This window comes from Thioclava indica (assembly GCF_000714545.1).
Taxonomy (GTDB): Bacteria; Pseudomonadota; Alphaproteobacteria; order Rhodobacterales; family Rhodobacteraceae; genus Thioclava; species Thioclava indica.
On sequence record NZ_AUNB01000023.1, the window covers coordinates 29851 to 49799 of the forward strand.

The following is a 19949-nucleotide window of genomic DNA, read 5'->3' on the forward strand; positions in this document are numbered from 1 at the left end:
GATGTTTCGCCTCACCCAATACATGCAGCAACTGGTAAACCCGACCCCGGTGCGGGTGCGCCGCGGCAACGGCACTGGCGGCGTAAAACCGGTGGTGATCTGGAACCTGACGCGGCGCTGCAATCTGAAATGTCGGCATTGCTATACCGTCTCGGCGGATGTGGATTTCCCCTTTGAGTTAAGCCATGAGCAAGCGATGGGCGTGCTGGACGACCTTTCGGGCTTTGGCATCCCCGCGCTGATCCTGTCGGGTGGCGAGCCGCTCTCGCGGTTTGATTTCTTCGATATCGCGGAACGCGCGCGGGCGCTGAATTTCCGCTACCTTGCGCTGTCCACCAACGGCACAAAGCTGGTGGGCGATACCGCCGCGCGGGTGGCCGATATCGGCTTTGATTACGTCGGCATCTCGCTTGACGGGATCGGCAAGCATAACGACTGGTTTCGCGGCAAGGACGGCGCGTTTGACGAGGCTTTGGCAGGCCTGCGCGACTGCAAGAAGCGCGGAATCAAGGTGGGCTTGCGCTTTACCATCACCGACAGCAACGCGCATATGCTCGCAGATATGCTGGACCTGTGCGACAGCGAGGGCGTGGACAAGTTCTACCTTTCGCATCTCGTCTATGCCGGGCGGGGCGACAAGAACCGGGGCGAGGATACGCAGCATATCCGCACCCGCCGCGCCATGGATGCGCTGATCGAGCGCGCCTGGATCGCGGTGGCCGAGGACGAGTCGCTGGAAATCGTGACCGGCAACAATGATGCCGATGCGGTGTATTTCCTGCAATGGGCGCGCCGTAATTTCGACGCAAGCCGTGTCGCCCATGTCGAGGATCATCTGCGCGCTTGGGGGGGCAATTCCAGCGGGCTGGGCGTGGCCAATATCGCCCCCACCGGCGCGGTGCATCCCGATACCTATTGGTCGGATTACACCGTGGGCAACGTCAAGCAGGTGCCGTTCACACAGCTCTGGAACGGCGATGATGCGATGCTGGCCACGCTGCGCCAGCGCCCCCGCCCGCTGAAGGGGCGTTGCGGGGCCTGCGCGTTCAAAGAGGTCTGCGGCGGCAATACCCGCATCCGCGCGTTGCAAATCACCGGCGATCCCTGGGCCGAAGATCCCGCCTGCTACCTTTCCAACGCCGAGATCGGGTTGGATCAGGACGCCCTGACCGACTCCGAACGGCTGACCGTCACCCCCTTCCGAGGCAAACGAAATGATCCCGAACACCGCTTTTTCTGAACGTCTGCGCCAAGGGGCGCGCGTGCTGGCGGTGGCGGGGCTGTCCCTTCCTGCCGCCGCCAGTCACCTGAATGCCGCAGAGCAAGGCCAGACGATTTACAACGATCTCTGCGCTTCGTGCCATGCCGAAAGCCGCCTTGGCGGGATCGGACCCGCGCTGATCCCGGAATCGCTGGCGCGGCTGCGCGGTGCCTCGCTGGAAGAGGTGGTTGCCCACGGTCGCACGGCCACGCAGATGCCTGCCTTCGCCGATCAGTTGACGCCAGATCAGATCGCCGCCGTCGCCGCCTATATCGAGACGCCGCTTGATCATATCCCCGACTGGACCGCCCAAGACATCCTGGCCGTGCTCGAGATGAACCCCGATTACGTGGCCGCCGACACACCCGTGTTTGACGCCGATCCGATGAACATCACGCTGGTGGTGGAAACCGGCGATCACCACATTAGCGTTCTGGATGGCGACACGTTCGAGGTGCTCGACCGCTTTCCCACGCCCTTCGCGGTGCATGGTGGCCCGAAATTTTCACCCGACGGGCGCTATGTTTTCGTGATGTCGCGCGATGGCTGGGTGCAGAAATACGATATCTGGTCGCTGCAAGAGGTGGGGCGCACCCGCGCGGGCATCAATTCGCGCAACATCGCGATGAGCGCGGATGGCAAATGGCTGGCGGTGGCGAATTACCTGCCCCACACGCTGAGTATCCTGTCAACCGAGGATCTGACACCTGTGCAGGTCCGCCGCGTCGTCGCCCGTGATGGGCGCGAAAGCCGTGTCTCTGCCGTTTATCAGGCCCCGCAGCGTGAGAGTTTCATCCTCGCGCTCAAGGACGCGCCCGAGATCTGGGAGATCGGCACGACCGAGGCGTCAGGCCCGTTTCATGACGGTTTCGTTCACAGCCACGAGGCGGACATGAAGGAATCGCTGGGCGCGGAACAGGGCCTGTTTGCGCGTCGCCGGATCGAGGTCGCAGAGCCTCTGGATGATTTCTTCTTTACCCCCGATTACCGCAACCTGATCGGGGCCAGCCGCTCGGGCGACAAGGGGGTTGTCGTCAATCTCGACGTGGGCCGTGAAATCGCGCAATTGCCGCTGCCGGGAATGCCCCATCTCGGGTCTGGCATCTCGTGGGAAAGTCAGGGTCGTCAGGTCATGGCCACGCCGCATCTGCGCGAAGGGCGTCTAAGCGTGATCGACACCGCCGACTGGTCGCTGGTCAAGACGATCGAGACGCTTGGCCCCGGCTTCTTCCTGCGCAGTCATGAAAATACGCCCTATGTCTGGGCCGATGTGTTTTTCGGCCCCAACAAGGACAAGATGCATATCATCGACAAGGACACGCTGGAAATCGTGCGCACGCTCGACCCCGCGCCGGGCAAGACCGTGGCGCATATCGAGTTCACCCGCGATGGCAAATATGCCTTGGTTTCGATCTGGGAAGACGACGGCGCGGTGATCGTCTACGATGCCAAAACGCTCGAAGAAGTCCGCCGCCTGCCGATGCGCAAACCCTCGGGGAAATACAATGTTTGGAATAAGATCACATTCTCCGATGGCACCAGTCACTGACCCCTCCCTGCTCATTGTCGCCCATGGCAGCCCGTCCGAACCTGAGCCACAGGAAGAGGCGATGCGCGCGCTGGGTCGCGCGGTGGGCGAACACCTGCCGGGCTGGCGCGTCGAGGGCACGACGCTGGCTGCTAAGGGCTGTTTCGAGGCCGCTGCCGCGCGGCTGGGGCAGCCCGTGGTCTATCCGTTCTTCATGTCCGAGGGCTGGTTCACGGGCCGGTTCCTTGCCGGGAAGACGTCAGAACTGGGCCTTGAACAGCTCGCCCCCTTTGGCGTTGATCCCGCATTGCCAGCTTGCGCGGCAGCGCGGCTCACGGACACGCTGGTATCGCAGGGCTGGGCCAGCCGTGACACCGCACTGCTGCTTGCCGCCCATGGCAGCGCGCGCTCGCGCAGCAGCGCCGATGCGCCGCGCGCCTTTGCCGAAAAACTGGCGCAGGCCATTGCGTTTCGCCACGTGACGACCGGTTTTGTCGAGCAGGAGCCTTTCTTAACCGACGCCGCCCGCGATCTGGGTCAGGCGCTGTGCCTTACGTTCTTCGCCCTGCGCTCGGGCCATGTTGAGGGCGACCTGCCCGAAGCGTTCCGCGCGGCGGGCTTTAGTGGTCCGGTCCTGCCCCCCTTCATCGAATGGAGCGAGGTGCCAGAGTTGATCGCGCAAGGCACCCTGCGCCAGATCGGCCATCCAAAGGAGGCGATCGGATGAAACTGCGTAAACCCCTGCCTTCGTGGAAACTTCTCCTCGGGCTTTACCCGTTTGCCGCAGCCGCCGTGGCGATCAACCTTTTCATGCTGTTCCTGATGCTTCAGGCGGTTGGCGTGGCGGCGCTCACGCCGTTGAATGCGGTTCTGGCGGCGATCCCGCTGGGCCTGCCCGCGACATGGGCGGCGGCACGCTGGGTGCAACACCTGATCGCCGAGGCCGAGCGCACCCCTCAGTGACCACCCCATACAAAACTGTCAGGCTACACGATCATGCAATCGCCCCTTTGCACCTCCGCGAAAGACCTAGAGTGTGCAAAGACCAGTGAACCCTTGGCCAGGCGAGTTGCTGTAGAACTTGCAAACTCGCCTGTGTATCCGAGCCAAAATCAAGCGTCACGTGGGCAGACGCTGCGGTTTAGGTATTACTCCGCAGCCATCTGTTGATCATACGCGTTGTCCTGCTGTGCGTCATCGCGATACAGGTAGTCGCGCGTCAGCGGCACGTCGCCCACCTCATGGGCCAGTTGATATTGGAATACGACCTGCCCGCCATGGCGGAATGCCATTTCCGACGCGATCAGATAGAACCTCCACATCCGGGTGAATTCTTCGTCATACAGCGCTGCCGCCTTGTCGAGATTGGCCTCAAATCGGGCGCACCAATGTTTCAACGTCTCGGCATAATGCAGCCGCCAGACCTCTAGATCGGTGACAATCAAGCCTTCATGCTCCAGCGCGTGCGAGGCCTCTGACATCGCCGGGCAATAGCCACCGGGGAAGATGTATTTGGTGATGAACTCTGCCGTGGCCCCCCCCGGCCCCGAGCGCCCGATAAAATGAATAAGCGACACGCCGCCGGGTTTCAGCATCTCGCGGATATGGCGAAAATACTCGCGATAATGGGGCACGCCGACATGTTCGAACATTCCGACCGAGACGATCCGGTCAAAAGTTTCGCGCACATCGCGGTAATCGGTGAGGCGAATGTCGACCATCTCCTCAAGCCCAGCCTCGCGAACGCGTTTTATAGCCAGCGCATGCTGTTCCGTCGATAGCGTTACGCCCACGACTTTAACGCCATAATCGCGCGCCAAGGTGATCGCCATGCCGCCCCAGCCACAGCCGATATCCAGAACGCGCATGCCGGGTTCAAGCAGAAGTTTCTTGGCGATATGATGTTTCTTGGCCTCTTGCGCCTGATCCAACGTCAGATCGGGATGCTCGAAATAGGCGCAGCTATATTGGCGGTCCGCATCCAGAAATAAATCGTATAATTCGCCCGACAGGTCATAATGATGAGCCACATTCGTGCGCGCTTTGTTAACCGGATTGAACTGCGCGAACCTGCGTCCAAAGACCCGCGAGACCTCGCGTGGCTTTTCAAACCAAGGCATCCCCGAGCCCGTCTGATTGCGGATCGCCAGCGCCAGAAATCCGCGCAGATCGTCGTTCTCAATGGTGTAATCGCCAAGCATATAGCCCTCGCCAACCCCCAGTTCCGGATTGACGACGATCTTCTTGACGGCATCGGGGGATTGGACGGTGACGTTGACAGGTTCGCCCGTCCCGTCCCCATATCGGCGGATAGTGCCGCAGTGGTAGGTCAACTCCAACGTGCCAACGCGCATCAGATGGCGCAGCATACGGTCTAAAATGGCATCCCAAGGTTTCATGACAGTCTCCGAAATGATCGATCCTTTATCTTTCGACTGCGCAAGCGCATGACATTGCGGGAACCGCACTGGCGGCGGATCGGTTCCCCGAAGGGGGCAACCTTACCAAAAAGTGAACGAATTTTCGAGCATCAGACGATCTATGCGAACATAGCTTGCGGAGAGGCGGTTGAGTGCATGGCTATGATCCGGGCTTGATTGATCCAGATCATGGCGCTACTTCCCGCTTATGCGCAAATGCGCATTAAGGAGATTGCCCGATGATCCTAACCGTTCTATCCGCCCTTGCCGAACCGACGCGCCTTGGCGTGATTGCCCTGCTTGCCGATGGCTCTGAGCATTGCGTCTGCGAGTTGATGCCGAAACTGGACGCCACCCAAAGCCGGATGTCGCGCCATATGCAGGTGCTGCGACAGGCCGGGCTGGTGGTGGATCGGCGCGACGCGCAATGGGTGCGCTATCGGCTCAACCCCGACATGGCCCCGGAAATTCGCCAGATCATCAAGGCGGTTCTTGAGGCCAGCGAAAAACACGAAAGGGCCGCCGCATGAGTGCCGATATCACGAGTCCCCCGCAGCGCGCCCCCCGCCCCGATTGGGTTTGGCACTTGGGCGTCGTGGCCTTTGTCGTGGTGTGGTGGCTGGTCTATCAGCAACTGATCCCCGCCTCGGAATGGATCACCGCGCTATTTCCAATCGCGCGCCACAGCCACACGGGCGAGGCCGTCGCCTTCTTCTTTTATGACACGCCGAAGGTGATGATGCTGTTGACGCTGATCGTCTTTGCGATGGGTGTGGTGCGCAGCTTTTTCTCGCCCGAAAAGACCCGCGCGCTACTCTCGGGGCGGCGCGAGGGCGTGGGTAACATCTTTTCCGCTGGGCTTGGCATTGTGACGCCGTTTTGTTCGTGCTCGGCGGTGCCGCTGTTCATCGGCTTCGTCTCGGCGGGGGTACCTTTGGGGGTGACGTTCTCGTTTCTCATCGCCGCGCCGATGGTGAACGAGGTCGCGCTGGTCTTGCTGGTCGGGCTTGTCGGTTGGCAGGTGGCCGCGATTTACCTAATCTTCGGGCTGAGCATCGCCATCGTCGCCGGATTTATCATTGGCAAGCTGCATCTGGAAGGCTGGCTGCAAGATTGGGTGCGCGACATTCATTCCGGCGCCAACACCGCCGCTGTCATGGAGGAATACCACCTCAGCATGACCGATCGCTATCGCCTTGGCATCGAAGCCGTGCGCGAGATTTTCTCTAAGGTCTGGGTCTGGATCATCCTCGGGATCGGGATGGGCGCGCTTATTCACGGCTATGTCCCGCAGGATCTGATGGTGCGCATCATGGGGGCCGGGGCGTGGTGGTCCGTTCCCGCCGCCGTACTGATGGGGGTGCCGATGTATACCAATGCTGCGGGCGTCATTCCGATTGTCGAGGCGCTTTTGGGCAAAGGGGCCGCGCTTGGCACCGTGCTGGCCTTTATGATGAGCGTGATCGCGCTGTCCTTGCCCGAAATGATCATCCTGCGCCAGGTTCTGACGCTGCGCCTGATCGCCGTGTTCGTCGGCGTCGTCGCCAGCGGTATTCTGGCGGTCGGCTTCCTCTTTAACGTCATCTTCTGAAAGGACATCCCATGAAATCCATCAAGGTCTACGGCCCCGGCTGCAAACGTTGCGAAACCGCCGAGGCAATGGTGAAAGATACCGCTGCAAATCTTGGCGTCGAGGTTGAGGTCGAGAAGGTCACCGACCCGAAAGCCATCGCAATGGCGGGCGTAATGTCAACGCCGGGAATAGCGATTGATGGCAAGCTGGTACATGCGGGCGGGCTGCCCGATGCCGCGAAACTTGCGGGCTGGCTGAGCGCCTAACCCGCCCCTTCTTTCTGCATGACCTCACAGGATGTGAACGCAAATCATGGATTATCACGTCACCGCCCGCCGTATCGACAGCCATCGCTCTGAAGCCATGACGAAAGAGGCCCGGATCGTTCTGGACACCGATATGGCGGGACGGCTTGATGCCTTTAACCCCGCCGAGATGCTGCTGGCGAGCCTTGCGGCCTGTATCCTCAAAGGCACCGAGCGGATCATTCCGATGCTGAAGTTCGATCTGCGCGGGATCGAGGTATCGCTGCGCGGTGTGCGCCAAGATGCCCCGCCAAAGATGGTGCAGATTACCTATGAAATCGTGGTGGACTCCGATGAGACCGACCAGCGGATTGATCTTTTGCATCGCAATCTTCAGAAATACGGCACGATCTATAACACATTAGCCGGTGCGACCGAGCTTTCGGGGACGATCCGGCGAAAGGACTGACCCATGCCACATGATCACGCGCATGCGCACGCAGCCCCAACCGATCTTGGGCCCGCGTTTCGCTGGGCGGTGGGGATGAACACTGCCTACGTTTTGATCGAGGGCGCGGCGGGGTTTCTGACCGGCTCGCTCGCGCTGTTGGCGGATGCCGCGCATAACCTCACCGATGTTGCGGGGCTCTTGATTGCGTGGGGGGCAACGGTTCTGGCCAAGCGCGCGGGCAATAGCCGCTACACATTCGGTTATGGCCGCGCGACAATTCTGGCGGCAATGCTCAACGCCACGGCCATTCTGATCGGCGTCGTGCTGGTGATCTGGGAGGCCGCGCACCGCTTTGGCACGCCCGTCAAACTGCCCGGTGCCACGATTATGTGGGTCGCGTTGATCGGGATCGCGGTGAACGCAGGATCGGCGCTGTTGTTCATGCGTTCGCAAAAGGGCGATCTGAACGCCAAGGGCGCATTTTTGCACATGGCGGCGGATGCGGTGGTCTCGGGCGCGGTGGTGCTGGCGGCAGCGGGGATCATGCTGACCGGCTGGGAGTGGCTTGATCCGGCGGTGGCGATTGGCGTCAGTCTTGTGATCGCTGTGACGGCGTGGGGTCTGCTACGTGACTCGCTGCGGCTGGAACTGGACGGCGTGCCCGACACCATCGACCGGCAGGCGATTGCCGACTGGCTGGGCGCGCAGCCCGGCGTGAGCGACGTGCATGACCTGCATATCTGGCCGCTCTCGACGACGCGCACCGCCCTGTCGGTGCATCTGGTCTGGAGCGGCGAAGACGGCGATGCGCTGATCCAGCATCTCGCGCACGAACTGGCCGAGCATTTCGCCATCGCCCATGCCACGATCCAACTTGAAGCCACCCCCTGTGACGCTGCGGCGGCCTGTGTCGCGTAACGCGCTGCCCCGTCTTGGGCGCTGAGATCGCGACGCCATCGTCATATAAAATTGCGCCCCCAAAGTGGAGAAACCACGATGGGGGCGTATTTGGTCTTTGAGTGTCACTCGGCCAGATCGGCGATCTGTTCAGGTGCCGGGGGCGTGGTTTCAGCCCCCTTCCCTTCTTTCTCAAACAAATCGGCAACCATGCCGGTCATGCCCTTGTCCATGTTCAGCCCGACCTGTTTGCCAATCGCATCCAACGCAGGCAGTTGGAACGCCATTTTGCGCATTTCGTCAAAGGCTTGGTTGACCAGACCGTCACCGCCACTTGAGTGCGCGGCGCCCACGCCGCCGCCCAAAGCACCGGTCAGCCCCTCGACCTTGTGAATGATGATGCCACCGATTTTCTCGGCCGGATTGACCATTTCAGCCACGATTTTCGGCATCGCATCAAGGCACGCTTTGGCCAGACGGAAGTCGATGATCGAGGCGGACAAGCCGTTTTCAGCCTCGGCCAGAGCCTCGCTTTTGGCGGCTTCGGCACGCAAGCCATCGACCAGCTTACCCTCAACCATCTCGCGCAGCGCGCGTTCGTCAAAGGTGCGATCGCCCAAGGTTTGGGCGGCGCGCGCGATGCCCTCTTCGTTGGCCTGAACCGTGACATAAAATTCCACGCCCACATCGACGCGCATCCGGTCTTTGGTGATCAGTGCCGAATTGCCGTCACGGCGAACTTCCAGACGGGTGGATCACCAAGGTGCCCCCGTCGATGATCACCTGACGCCCGCCCGTCCCGGTTTTGACAAGGCTGACCTCGCGTGTCGAGCGCACATACATGCGTGAAAACGCCAAGACCACCACAAGGAAAGCGAAGATAATCAGCAAGACAGGCATTGCCAGGCCAAAGAGAAGGTTCATAGGGAAAGGTCCTGTTTTGAACTTTTAGGAAGGGGAAAGGGTTGAGGGGCTGATCAGCCCAGTGGAACGAGACGCAGCAGGCCGCGCGGCAGGCGTAGCACCAGCACCTTGCTGCCTTGGGTGATTTCATCGCTGTCTGACAGCGGTTCGAGCATCGTGTAATGGGTGTTGCCATAGCCATCGGTGATGCGCACCTGCGCCGGGCTGCGCCGCCGCGCGGTGCCGATGATGACCACGCTACGGCGCCGCCCCAGACTATGTTCAGATATCGCAGGGGTTTCTGTGCGCGGGATCAAGCGCGCAATGCCGCTTGCGATGGCGCGCGTCAACGCCAGCGCAGGCACCAGCGCAATGGGCACCGCGATTATGCGTGGCAGCATCCAGCCAAAGGTCGCAGACAAAAGCGTCTGCATCACCAGCCCCGCGCTCGCAAACAGCGCCAGAAAGATCGCAAGCCAAACCGTCATCGGCACTTTGCGCATCCCCAAGATGTCCAGAATGCCGCCAACAGAGGTGCCAGATACGTCATGCGTGATCTCGCCGGGGCCATCATAGCCGTCCAGATCCAGCTCAACCTGCGCCGCGATATCGCTTGGCAGATCAAACTCGGCGGCGAGTTCGGGCGCGCTCATCGCTGTGACATCAAGATCCAGATCGGGCGCATCGCCAAGGGTTGGCGCATCACCCGCGCTGGAAAACCCGCCCATCATCAGTGCGATTTCCAACAACAACAGAAGGACAACAAGCCCCGCCGCACCCAGAAATGGAAACAAGTCAGGATTGAAAATAAAGGACATTATGGGACCGCTCAAAATCACGGCTCAGATTACGCGACCTATGCCGCGCGTTTCGTTTTAAGCAACCTAGGCGTAAAAAAATGCGCTGGCAGGAAAGACCTGTGACAGAGACGAATGAGGGAACGCCGCGTTGCCAAACGCATCTTTGAAGGCGCTTATCTCCCGTCCATCGCGGTTGCCAGCGCCTCACCGCTGACACGGCGATAGTTCACGAATGCATTGGCACTGACCACGACGAAAAAGCTGTCCATATCGATCACGACAAAGCCGATTTCAAACGCCGCGCGGGTCAGCTGTTCGATGTCATCGCGATAGATCCGTTTGCGCCCCAGCAACTCGCGGACCTGCTTGGCGGTCAGTCGAAACCTTCACCCGCGACGGGACGGATTTGGTGCGCTTTAGGGTGCAACAAGATGATGAAATGCCCGAAGTCGCGGTGGAATCCCCGATTTTCGAGTGGCGCCACATCAAGCATACCAGCGGCATCCCCGAAGAGCGCATCGTGATCCGCACCACGTAATAGCTGATCGACCGGGCCTGGACCATCGCGGTGTCGCTGACCGATCGCAGCAATATGCGCTTTCCGACGATTGTCGGGCGCACCGCGCGGAAAAAACACAATATCGCAGTGCACACGCGCCGCGCCAACCTGACTTGCGACTTAGGTCGGTAACGCCCCTGTGGCAAAAGGAGTTTTCTAATGAAAATCGCAATGATGGCGCGCGGGCACGAGCTGCACATCATCAACACGCTGCGCTGCTATATGAACATCGCCTCGCGCCGCCCCGAGATGTATTACAATGGCGAAAAGCTAGAGGGCTTTGACGCCGTGATCCCGCGGATCGGAGCGTCGGTGACGTTTCACGGGCTGGCCGTGCTGCGCCAGTTTGAAATGATGGGGGTCTATCCGCACAATGAAAGCGTCGCGATCGGGCGCAGCCGGGACAAACTGCGCTCGATGCAGCTTTTGGCGCGCGACGGTGTGGGTCTGCCGGTCACGACCTTTGCCCATGATCCCAAGCAAACCGATGAGGTGCTGGAGTTGGCGGGGGCGCGCCCGTCGTGATCAAGCTGTTAGAGAGCACGCAGGGTATCGGCGTGGTTCTGGCTGACACCAAGCGTTTCGCGGCGCAGGCGTGAACATTCTGCTGCAGAAATTCATCAAGGAACCCGGCGGCACCGACATTCGCGCCATCGTCGTGGGTGGTAAGGTGATCGCGGCGATGAAACGCACCGGTGCCGAGCGCGATTTCCGCTCGAACCTGCATCGGGGTGGATCGGCGCAAGTGATCAAACTCTCGCCCGAAGAACGCGCAACGGCAGTGCGCGCGGCAAAGTCGATGGGGCTGGATGTGGCGGGTAAGATTATCGAATATCTTGAGAAAAACGTGCCCACCGGCAGCACGAAAACCAAGGGCAAAGGCTGATAGCCAAGCGCGCAGGATTTGAGATTGGCGGCCATGTGATCGCGCCCGGCACCCGTCAGACCGTTGACCTGCCCGTCAGCGTTCTGTCCGATCACACGCCGGTGTCAATGTCGGTGCATGTCATTCATGGCAAGGCCGACGGCCCCACCATGTTCGTCAGCGCAGGCATTCACGGCGATGAGGTGATCGGAGTGGAAATCGTGCGTCGCTTGCTGCGCACGCCCCATCTTAAGTCGCTGCGCGGCACGCTGATCGTGATCCCGATTTTGAATGCGTTCGGGTTCATCAACCACGCGCGCTACCTGCCCGACCGGCGCGATCTGAACCGGATGTTTCCGGGCACGCCGGGGAGCTTGCTGCGCATCTTTCACGGGCGCGGCGATGTGGTGGCAAGCGGTGATCTGATGGCGGTGGTTTGCGACCCGTTTGGCGAAAACGAGCAGGAAATCACCGCCCCCTTTGATGGCATCGTCGTAGGTCGCGCCGTGCTGCCCGTCGTGAACGAAGGGGATGCGATCATTCACCTTGCGCGGGTGCAGTCAATGAAACGCGCCGAAGATGCGGTAGGCGATCTGAATGACCAACTGTCAGACGATCCGCTTTTTGACGAGGACGAGATTATCTGAGATTAGCTGCGGCAAATATCAGCGCCATGCCTTACAGCGCCTGTTGCGTGAGCTGATGCAGCTTTTGCGTGATGTCCAACAGCGTCTGCGCCTCGGCATCCGAAAATACGCGATCAGACCGCGTGAACCCCGAGATCGAGCGCGAACTCGATGGCCCCGTTGCGCAGGCCAGCCCATTGGTCAAGCCATGCGCCGCCGCATCCGCGAGAATGCCGATGGGATCCTCAAGATCGCTCCAGCGCATCACGCCGGTCTCGCGAAGCCCCCATTTCACCACCGGATCTTCGATGATCATGCCCTTCGCATCGTAGTGCGAAATCCAGCTTTGGGGATAGGTGCGATACATGAAACTTGGGCGTGTAAAGCGGATATGCAGGGCAAAAGCATAGCCCGTATCGCAAAGCGCACCTGTCTCGCTCAGCAATTGCTCTACCGAATGTCGAATTTCGGTTTTCATATGCCGCATACAATCATAGGTTAAGTCCCAACACCTACTCATCGCCCCTCAAGCGAGATTAGGTTTCGCCCTTTTGAAACGCAAGCGGTTTGACCTGCGAATGACCTTAAAGCACAGCCAGTCCCTGTTCCAGACGCTAGCGCCTGCTGGCTATTATGTGGCTTTGCGCGTCGGATATTCCTTTCCTGAAGAAGAAATGAACTGCCTCAATCAGGACTGGATCGAGGAATACACACAGCGCGGTCTGTTTGTTCACGATCCCTCGATGCGTTGGATTTATGGCAACCAAGGCGCGATTCGCTGGAGCGAACTCACGCTGCCCGACCCTGCCGGCGTTCTGAATTTGGCACGCAGTTTGAACCTGAGCTATGGCGCGACGATCTCGGTCAGCGGTGGTGCAGATTGTGGGCGGCGTAGCTATGGTGTGCTGTTTCGCACCGACCGCGAGTATGAAGATCGCGAGTTGGACGAAGCGCTTCAAACGCTCAAAAGCCTGCATTCACGCGCGCAACGCGGGCCAAGCCTGACCGATGCCGAGGCCGAGGCCATCCGAATGCGCGCTGACGGGCTGTTGCTGAAACAGATCGCGGCAGAGCTTGCGATTAGCGAAAGCGCAGTCAAAGCCCGCATCGCCTCGGCCTGTCGGAAATTTGGCGCTAAAAATGCCATAGAATTGCTGGCAATTGCATCCGCAAGACGATTGATTTAACGACCCACAACCCAAAGTGGTGAAAATTTTACGAATTCGTGTTTGTGGTTAACCATCCTAAAGGAGGTTAACATGCACAATCAGACATTTGAATTTTCCCAGCTTCATCAACACGGAACCGCATTTTACGACTTTTTGCGCCTGCGCAAAAAAGTCTTTGTGGATCAGCTTGGTTGGGACGTGCCCCATAATAATGACGTTGAGATGGATCAATATGATACGCCGCTCGCGCATTATTCGATCGTGATCAAAGATGGTGAGGTGGTTGGCGGCGCGCGTGCGATGCCCACCACGGCGATCTGGGGGCCAAATACCTACATGCTGCGCGATGCGCATCTGGGCAAGCTCGCCCACATCCCTGCCGAGGTGCTGCCCGACGATATCGCCTCGGAGTCCGTGTGGGAATGCACCCGGCTGGTGATTTCCGACACCTTAAGCACGCAGGTCGAGCGCACGACCTGTCTGCGACTGATCGTCGATGGTTTGGTTGAGCGCGCGATGGAGCGGGGCGCGGATGAGATGATCTGCCTCTCGTCGCTGGCGCTGATGCGGGCGCTGCGACAGGTCGGCCATGATGTTACCCGGATGGGGCCGATCTATCGCAATGACGAAGACGGTCGCAGCTATGCCGCGCTAAGCATGCCCGTCGCCTTTTCCAATGCCCGGCGGGCAGAGATGGGCATACTTGGCCACGCGCTTTCGGCGCAAAGCGGCAGGCGCGACATCCGCCCTGCCGCCTAATCTGGCGCAACCGATGAAACGATTGCCCCCTGATGGCGCGCCAAAGGGGGGCTTAGACCAACAGGTGGTCGGGCATACGTTCCAGCAAGCGCTTGAGCGTTTCGATCGCTTGACGGAACCGCTCTTCGCTGACCCCGCCCGACAGCGCGATGCGCACCGCATTGGGCGCCTGCCCGTCTTGCAGCACATATTCATCCGCCGCGCGCAGCAGCACGCCCTCGGCCTCGGCCATGCGCACAAACGCCGAGGCGCGCCAGCCCAGCGGCAAGGTCAGCCAGACAAAGCTCAGCCCCGATTGCCAGCCCAGTTCCTGATCGCCAAGCGCCTGTAACAACATCTGCAACCGTCGCCCCATTTCGGCCTGCGCGCGGTGTTTAAGATCGAGCGCTTCGCCGCTGTCAAACAGCCCCGCCATGATGTCGGTGACCGGGCGCGACAGGCCGAAATAGCTGTGCTGCGCGGTCAGTCGGCCCGCCTCGCCCATGCCCTCAGGCGCGACCACAATGCCAAAGCGCATCCCCGCTGAAATGGATTTCGACAGCGAGGTGATATGCCAGCAGCGTTCAGGCGCAAGCGTGCGCAGGCTCGCCAAACCGGTGACGGGGGCGGTGTAGCAATCATCCTCGATGATCTGCAAATCATGGCGGCGTGCAACCTCGACCAAGGCATGACGGCGCGCCATGCCCATCCGCCCGGCGGTGGGGTTTTGCGCATCAGGCGTAACACAAACCAACTGCCCGCCGTGGCGACGACAGGCTGCATCCAGCGCCTCGGGGATCATGCCCTCATCGTCAATCGCTACGGCGCGTATTTCGGCCCGGTTCAGGCGCGCGGCATGGCGAAACCCCGGATAGGCCAGCGCCTCGGCGTGAATGACGGGGCGCTCACCGCGCAGGCAGCATTGCATCACGACGTTGATCCCGTTCTGCCCGCCATGGGTCAGCACCAGATCATCGGCCGTGATCGCATCGAAATCGGTATATTCCGAGAACCAGTTCAGCGCGGCTTGCCGGCAGTATTCGTCGCGCTTGAGGCCGGGATATTCCAGATAGTGCCAGCCGATATCATCGGCTGCTGCAATCATCGCGCGCTTGAGTGCCTCGGACTGCCCGATATCGGGCAATTGCGGCGAGCGCAGATCGACCACATTTTCATCAAGTGCAGGATCGCGCGACGCCATCGTGTACAATGTCTCGGTTGGCCCCATGCGGCGCGATTGTGTCGATACAAACGTGCCGCGCCCCACAACGGCCTGCAAAAGCCCCTCTTGCGTGGCAATTTGATAGCCGCGCGCGATGGTGCCCGGCGTAACCCCCAAGCGCCACGCCAAGTCCCTGACCGTTGGGAGTTTTGCGCCCGGTGCAAGGTCTCCGTTGCGGATCCCTTCGCGCAATGCCCGCACGAGGGCGAGGTATTTCGGGCCGCTTTGGCGGGCGAGATCTGCTGTCCAGCTTGTATCAGTCACAATGTTTCTCTGGCCGACTCAATTTGCTATTTGTATTCATCACCTACCAGAACAACACACATTGTATCAACACAAGAAAGGTATCCCCATGTTGACCCTTACGCGGACCCGCCCCGCCCTCGCCCGTCACGCCGCCAATGGTCTGACTGCGCGCGTTGCGCGTGCGCTGTCTGTGTATCGTTCGCGCAAGGCGCTGGGGAAACTGGATGATCGCCTGTTGAATGATATCGGACTAAGCCGCGCCAGCGCGCAAATCGAAATGCGCCGCTTCCTGTGACGCAAGCGGGCCTTCTGTTCCCCGGAGGGTCTGCACTTAGGCCGGGCCACGCGCCCGGCTCTTTTTTATGATCCGCAAGAGTTTATGACCGGCAAAAGATGAAGGCCGGATGCAATCGCATCCGGCCCATCGTGCAAACCGTGTCAGAGGTCGGTTGGCCTAGGAAACTTTATGATCCACCAGCGGCGCATCGGGGCGCACAGGGGCATATTCAACAGCGTCGGGAAGCGCGGCCATCAGATCGGCGCGCGATTGCGTCGAGAGAGCTGCGATATTGTCTGCGTTAGGGCGAAAGCTCTCGGACCAGATGCCGTTGGCCAACACCAGTTCATGGTGATCAAACAGCAATTGGAAATAGGTCACCTCGGGACAGGCGCATTGTGTCACGCCCTCAAGCCCGATCAGATCGCGCGCCATCACCAATTGTTCGCCGTTTGCGCCCAGTGCGGGCATACTGGACAGCAAGCGGTGATTGGGCGACACGGTGATTTCGGTTTCCGGCAGATCGCGGCCCAGCGCACTGGCCGCCAGTCGCACCGGGCGCAGCAGCGGGTTCAGACCCAGCATGTGCCAGCCAAACCGACGCGCGCCGATCCAGCGCAGCTCTTGCAAGCCATTGTCGCGCGTCACAACCCGCTGACCTGCGCGCAAGTCCGAGACCGCCACTTCGCCCGCCTCGGTGACGATACGTGCATCTTGCGTGAAACAGGGAAGTGCCGCGATGACAGTCGCAATCTCACCGTTGAACAGCGCCTGCCCCTGCGCATCATAGCCGCGCACCATGCCGTTGCGTTCGTCATGATCGCTGAATTCAAGCCGAAGCATCTGCGCACAATCCGGCCCCTGCTCTGTGAAAACAGAGGTCAGGAAAGGGGTTTGCCCCGTGCTGTTCGTCGTCAAATCCATTTGCATGTCTGCCGCAGTCATCTTTGCCCTGTTTCCTTGGCGCTTTGCCAAGTCACTTGAGCCCCCATAAAAAGGTATGGCAGAACGGGACTTAAAGAAACGTTAAAACGCCCAAACTTCGCCAAGTTAGACGAAATTGAGCGTTTCCTGACATGAAACAGACATAATCTGTTCACGACATGTTTGCGCCCGGAACCGTAGCCCCGGGCGCGATAGGTCTGGCGATCAGCCCTTGAGAAGAACCGCAGCCTCGTGCTTTTTCAAGGTCTTGCGTGCCGCTTGGTAGTCTTCGCGACCCGCCGAGGTTTGCAGCTCGGGGAACAGTTCGAAGATTTCCTGACGTTGCGCATTACCCATGCCACCCAAGGTCAGATCGCCCGGCTGGAAGCTTTCAGTCCAGGCACCGTTGCCCAGAACCACCTCGTGACGGTCGAACATAAAGTGCAGATAGCTTGTGCCCAGCGTCTGCGCCGAGGCGATGCCGTCATTGCCGATCAGGTGCTTGGCCGCGACGAGAACCTCGTGCTCTTCGAAGTAGAGCGCAGTCTTGTCATTGGCGACCAGCATCCGGTGGTTGGGCGAGACCAGCATATCGCGCTCGGGCAGATCGTTGCCGAGGCTTCCAGCCTTGATTAGCACCGGAGCCAGATGCGGCGCATCGTGCAGCATATCGCGGGTCAGATCGCAACGCCCGGCCCAACGGATTTCCTGAATGCCGTTGTCGCGCGTCAGAACCTTGTCGCCTTCTTTGAGCGTCTCGGCAGGCACTTCGCCTTTCGGCGTCGCAATCATCGTGCCCGGCGTAAAGCAGGGGATCACTTGCTCCATATTGGAGAATTCAAGCGTTCCATCCGGGTTGCCGTCGCCATCGAGGAAGGTGACCGTGCCCGCATAGGTGCTGACACCCGAGACCGGATCATAATCCGTCACCGTCTGATCAACCCGCAGCGGACCGGAGCCGGTCAGATCGAGCGTGTCGAAGTCGTCGCCACCCTCGCCACCATCCAGCGTGTCGCCTGCCCCGTCTTCAGCCGAGCCGACCACGAACAGATCGCGATCATCGCCACCCGAGACCGAGTCATTCCCCGTGCCGCCGTTCAGCGTATCGTCGCCCTGCCCGCCTTTCAGCGTGTCGTTGCCAGCATCGCCAAACAGCGTGTCATTGTCGATCCCGCCATCCAGCATGTCATTGCCGGTGCCGCCATGGATCAGGTCGTCGTCATCCTCACCGTAGATAACGTCATTGCCCGCACCGCCCGACAGCGTGTCCATGCCGTTATCGGTGACCGGATCAGGGTAGATCGAGCTGTCATTGGGGACGTTGAGGATATCGGGATAGCTTGGGCCAAGACCACCATAGATCGTGTCATTGCCATCGCCGCCATCGACACTGTCCGAGCCTTCGCCCGAGGTGATCACGTCATTGCCGTCACCGCCAAAGACCGTATCGGCATCGATGCCGGAGTCGATCACGTCATTGCCGGTGCCGCCATCGACATAATCCGCATCGTCGCCGGTGATGATCGTGTCATTGCCCGCGCCGCCATAGACAGTGTCGAGATCGTTATTGGGGTTGGGGTCAGCGCTCCAACCGCCCGGGAAGGCGAGGTCCGGCTGGCCATCGCTGCCCGAGGTGTTGATGTAGTCATTGCCATCGCCACCTTCGGCCAAATCATTGCCGTTGCCGCCGATCAGGCTGTCATTGCCGGCGCCGCCGTTCAGCGTATCGTTGCCCGATTCACCGATAAGCGTATCATTGCCGCTGTCGCCGTTAAGCAGATCATTGCCCGAGCCGCCGTTCAGGCTGTCATCGCCGGAGCCGCCATTGAGCGTATCGTTGCCCGCTTCGCCATAAAGCGTGTCATTGCCGCTATCACCGTTGAGCAGGTCATTGCCCGTGCCGCCATAGACAAGATCATCGCCCAGCCCCGCATCGACGGTATCGTTGCCCGCACCCGCTTCGACGATATCGTCATTGGGCGTGTCATGGGGCAGGATCGCGTCGCCATGGTCGATCATGTCGCCTTGGGGGTCGCCGGTGTAGTCATAATCGATCAGATCATCGCCATCGGTGCCTTCAACGATGCCGTCGCCATCGGTCACGATGTTCTCGATATTCTCGAATTGCAGCGTGCCGACAGTGTTGCCGTTATCATCCAGGAAAGACACGGTGCCCGCATAGGTGCTGACACCCGTGACCGGATCGGTCGCCGTGACAGAGGACTCCACGCGCACCGGGCCTGCGCCCGTCAGATCGAGCGTGTCATAGTCATCGCCACCTTCCGAGCCATCAATGCTATCGCCCGAGCCATCGGCCGCCGATCCTACATTGAACACATCGCGATCATCGCCGCCAACAAGGCTATCCGCGCCCGTGCCGCCGTCGATCGTGTCATTGCCAGCGCCACCGGTAACAGTGTCATCGCCCGCATCGCCCGACAGGCTGTCTGCGCCATCATCGCCGGAAAGGCTGTCATCGCCCTGCCCGCCCGACAGCGTGTCATCGCCCGCATCGCCCGACAGCGTGTCATCGCCTTGCTCGCCGTAAAGCACATCGTCGCCGGTGCCGCCGTTGATCACGTCATTGCCCGGCGCGCCAGTATCGGTATTCAGCGGAACCGTCTCGAAGTTGATGTCGGTAACCGTGATCGCCTGATCGGTATCGGCGCCGTTGTTATAGCCGATGGAGAGTTTCGCCGTCGGATCAGCGATCTCGACCAGAACCGAGCCCGTAGCGTCATCTGGGTCGATATTTCCGGAGTCGGAATCGGTGCCGGTAATCGTGTAGGTGCCGGAGCTGGCATCATAGCTGACGGTCTGGTCGCCCGAAGGCGTAATGGTGATATCAACCGGGTTGCCTTCGTCATCGACAGCGAGCAGCGTCACGATATCGACGTGGTTATCGTAGCAATTGCCCTTGTCCAGATCGTTGATGCGGAACGAGAGGTTTTGCGCCTCGCCGGTGTAGTCGTCATTATCCGAGCTGAAGCTCAGCGTCGTCATCGAAGTCTTGTCGACCCCGCCTTCACCGCCGCGCCCATAAAGCTTGAGGCCCGAGTTTTCGTCAAAGCTGGCACCGCCGGTATATTCGGTGGTGTTGGTGTAGCTCGCCGTGGCACCGTGATCGAGCACGGTAAAATCGAACGCCACCTTGGTGTCGCCCAGATCGACGGTCTGATCCTCGATCTTGCCGCAATCGGTTTTAAAATCACCCCAATCGACGGTCTGATCGACCGGATCGGCGG

At 60.2% G+C, this 19949-nt stretch carries 23 protein-coding genes and 1 pseudogene; 15 read left to right on the forward strand and 9 right to left on the reverse strand.

The window, feature by feature from the left end; genetic code table 11:
• The first annotated feature begins 1 nt into the window (after position 1).
• Genes nirJ through DT23_RS08680 form a run of 4 tightly spaced genes read left to right on the forward strand, consistent with a single transcriptional unit; the run spans position 2 to position 3752 of the window.
• Complete coding sequence (gene nirJ / locus DT23_RS08665; protein ID WP_038130481.1) at positions 2-1240, forward strand: heme d1 biosynthesis radical SAM protein NirJ; 1239 nt, start codon at positions 2-4, stop codon at positions 1238-1240.
• Positions 1215-2810, forward strand: coding sequence for a nitrite reductase (locus DT23_RS08670; protein WP_081847022.1), 1596 nt, complete (start codon positions 1215-1217; stop codon positions 2808-2810). Before nirJ ends, DT23_RS08670 begins: the two co-directional genes overlap by 26 nt.
• Entirely contained in the window at positions 2794-3516 is a 723-nt protein-coding gene (locus tag DT23_RS08675) for a hypothetical protein (protein ID WP_038130483.1), read from the forward strand. The genes DT23_RS08670 and DT23_RS08675 overlap by 17 nt, the downstream gene beginning before the upstream one ends.
• Positions 3513-3752: a hypothetical protein gene (locus tag DT23_RS08680; protein WP_038130485.1), complete on the forward strand. Its 240-nt coding sequence runs from the start codon at positions 3513-3515 to the stop codon at positions 3750-3752. The genes DT23_RS08675 and DT23_RS08680 overlap by 4 nt, the downstream gene beginning before the upstream one ends.
• Positions 3753-3937: 185 nt before the next feature.
• Here the strand turns inward: DT23_RS08680 and DT23_RS08685 are convergent, their stop codons facing one another.
• Positions 3938-5188: an SAM-dependent methyltransferase gene (locus DT23_RS08685; RefSeq protein WP_038130486.1), complete on the reverse strand. Its 1251-nt coding sequence runs from the start codon at positions 5186-5188 to the stop codon at positions 3938-3940.
• Positions 5189-5448: 260 nt separating this feature from the next.
• Here DT23_RS08685 and DT23_RS08690 point away from each other — a divergent pair, with 260 nt between their 5' ends.
• From DT23_RS08690 to DT23_RS08710, 5 genes are read left to right on the forward strand one after another with little or no spacing between them, the layout of a single operon-like run.
• Positions 5449-5739 (forward strand): ArsR/SmtB family transcription factor, encoded by a 291-nt coding sequence (locus DT23_RS08690; protein WP_038130487.1) that lies wholly within the window; start codon positions 5449-5451, stop codon positions 5737-5739.
• Positions 5736-6800 carry a permease gene (locus DT23_RS08695; RefSeq protein WP_038130489.1) on the forward strand — a complete coding sequence of 355 codons (1065 nt, stop codon included), beginning with the start codon at positions 5736-5738 and terminating at the stop codon, positions 6798-6800. Before DT23_RS08690 ends, DT23_RS08695 begins: the two co-directional genes overlap by 4 nt.
• 11 nt (positions 6801-6811) lie before the next feature.
• Positions 6812-7048 carry a thioredoxin family protein gene (locus DT23_RS08700; protein WP_038130491.1) on the forward strand — a complete coding sequence of 79 codons (237 nt, stop codon included), beginning with the start codon at positions 6812-6814 and terminating at the stop codon, positions 7046-7048.
• 46 nt (positions 7049-7094) lie between these two features.
• Positions 7095-7496 (forward strand): OsmC family protein, encoded by a 402-nt coding sequence (locus tag DT23_RS08705; protein ID WP_038130492.1) that lies wholly within the window; start codon positions 7095-7097, stop codon positions 7494-7496.
• A 3-nt stretch (positions 7497-7499) separates the two neighbouring features.
• A complete protein-coding gene (locus DT23_RS08710; RefSeq protein ID WP_038130493.1) occupies positions 7500-8396 on the forward strand; it encodes a cation diffusion facilitator family transporter in 897 nt (298 codons plus the stop codon).
• Between the two features lie 104 nt (positions 8397-8500).
• Here the strand turns inward: DT23_RS08710 and DT23_RS08715 are convergent, their stop codons facing one another.
• The 4 genes from DT23_RS08715 to DT23_RS08730 form a co-directional block, all read right to left on the reverse strand.
• On the reverse strand, positions 8501-9073 hold the full coding sequence (locus DT23_RS08715) for a flotillin domain-containing protein (RefSeq protein WP_038130495.1): 573 nt from the start codon (positions 9071-9073) through the stop codon (positions 8501-8503).
• A gap of 31 nt (positions 9074-9104) precedes the next feature.
• A complete protein-coding gene (locus DT23_RS20265; protein ID WP_038130496.1) occupies positions 9105-9299 on the reverse strand; it encodes a hypothetical protein in 195 nt (64 codons plus the stop codon).
• 53 nt (positions 9300-9352) lie between these two features.
• Entirely contained in the window at positions 9353-10096 is a 744-nt protein-coding gene (locus DT23_RS18545) for an OB-fold-containig protein (protein ID WP_051697154.1), read from the reverse strand.
• Between the two features lie 155 nt (positions 10097-10251).
• Complete coding sequence (locus tag DT23_RS08730) at positions 10252-10431, reverse strand: hypothetical protein (protein WP_051697155.1); 180 nt, start codon at positions 10429-10431, stop codon at positions 10252-10254.
• Positions 10432-10796: 365 nt separating this feature from the next.
• On the opposite strand from DT23_RS08730, the gene DT23_RS20385 reads away from it, so the two are divergent.
• From DT23_RS20385 to DT23_RS08745, 3 genes and pseudogenes are all read left to right on the forward strand, one after another.
• Positions 10797-11162, forward strand: coding sequence for a hypothetical protein (locus DT23_RS20385; RefSeq protein WP_276202215.1), 366 nt, complete (start codon positions 10797-10799; stop codon positions 11160-11162).
• 32 nt (positions 11163-11194) lie between these two features.
• Positions 11195-11523 (forward strand): annotated as a pseudogene (locus DT23_RS20390) (ATP-grasp domain-containing protein).
• Positions 11523-12149, forward strand: coding sequence for a succinylglutamate desuccinylase/aspartoacylase family protein (locus DT23_RS08745; RefSeq protein WP_038130498.1), 627 nt, complete (start codon positions 11523-11525; stop codon positions 12147-12149). Before DT23_RS20390 ends, DT23_RS08745 begins: the two are co-directional and overlap by 1 nt.
• Positions 12150-12180: 31 nt before the next feature.
• Here the strand turns inward: DT23_RS08745 and DT23_RS08750 are convergent, their stop codons facing one another.
• Positions 12181-12606 (reverse strand): autoinducer binding domain-containing protein, encoded by a 426-nt coding sequence (locus DT23_RS08750; protein WP_162177194.1) that lies wholly within the window; start codon positions 12604-12606, stop codon positions 12181-12183.
• 100 nt (positions 12607-12706) lie between these two features.
• Between DT23_RS08750 and DT23_RS08755 the strand changes: the two genes are divergently transcribed.
• Positions 12707-13315 (forward strand): helix-turn-helix transcriptional regulator, encoded by a 609-nt coding sequence (locus DT23_RS08755; RefSeq protein WP_038130499.1) that lies wholly within the window; start codon positions 12707-12709, stop codon positions 13313-13315.
• Between the two features lie 72 nt (positions 13316-13387).
• Positions 13388-14056: an acyl-homoserine-lactone synthase gene (locus DT23_RS08760; protein ID WP_081847028.1), complete on the forward strand. Its 669-nt coding sequence runs from the start codon at positions 13388-13390 to the stop codon at positions 14054-14056.
• 52 nt (positions 14057-14108) lie between these two features.
• On the opposite strand, the gene DT23_RS08765 is transcribed toward DT23_RS08760, so the two are convergent.
• The gene (locus tag DT23_RS08765; RefSeq protein ID WP_038130501.1) at positions 14109-15521 is read right to left on the reverse strand and encodes an aminotransferase-like domain-containing protein; all 1413 of its coding nucleotides are present in this window, start codon (positions 15519-15521) and stop codon (positions 14109-14111) included.
• 88 nt (positions 15522-15609) lie between these two features.
• Between DT23_RS08765 and DT23_RS08770 the strand changes: the two genes are divergently transcribed.
• Positions 15610-15798 carry a DUF1127 domain-containing protein gene (locus DT23_RS08770; RefSeq protein ID WP_038130502.1) on the forward strand — a complete coding sequence of 63 codons (189 nt, stop codon included), beginning with the start codon at positions 15610-15612 and terminating at the stop codon, positions 15796-15798.
• Positions 15799-15957: 159 nt separating this feature from the next.
• Here DT23_RS08770 and DT23_RS08775 read toward each other — a convergent pair whose 3' ends face one another.
• Entirely contained in the window at positions 15958-16704 is a 747-nt protein-coding gene (locus DT23_RS08775; RefSeq protein ID WP_162177196.1) for a Hint domain-containing protein, read from the reverse strand.
• A 225-nt stretch (positions 16705-16929) separates the two neighbouring features.
• Positions 16930-19949 (reverse strand): Hint domain-containing protein (locus tag DT23_RS08780; RefSeq protein WP_156023894.1); only part of this gene is annotated, 3020 nt, incomplete at its 5' end.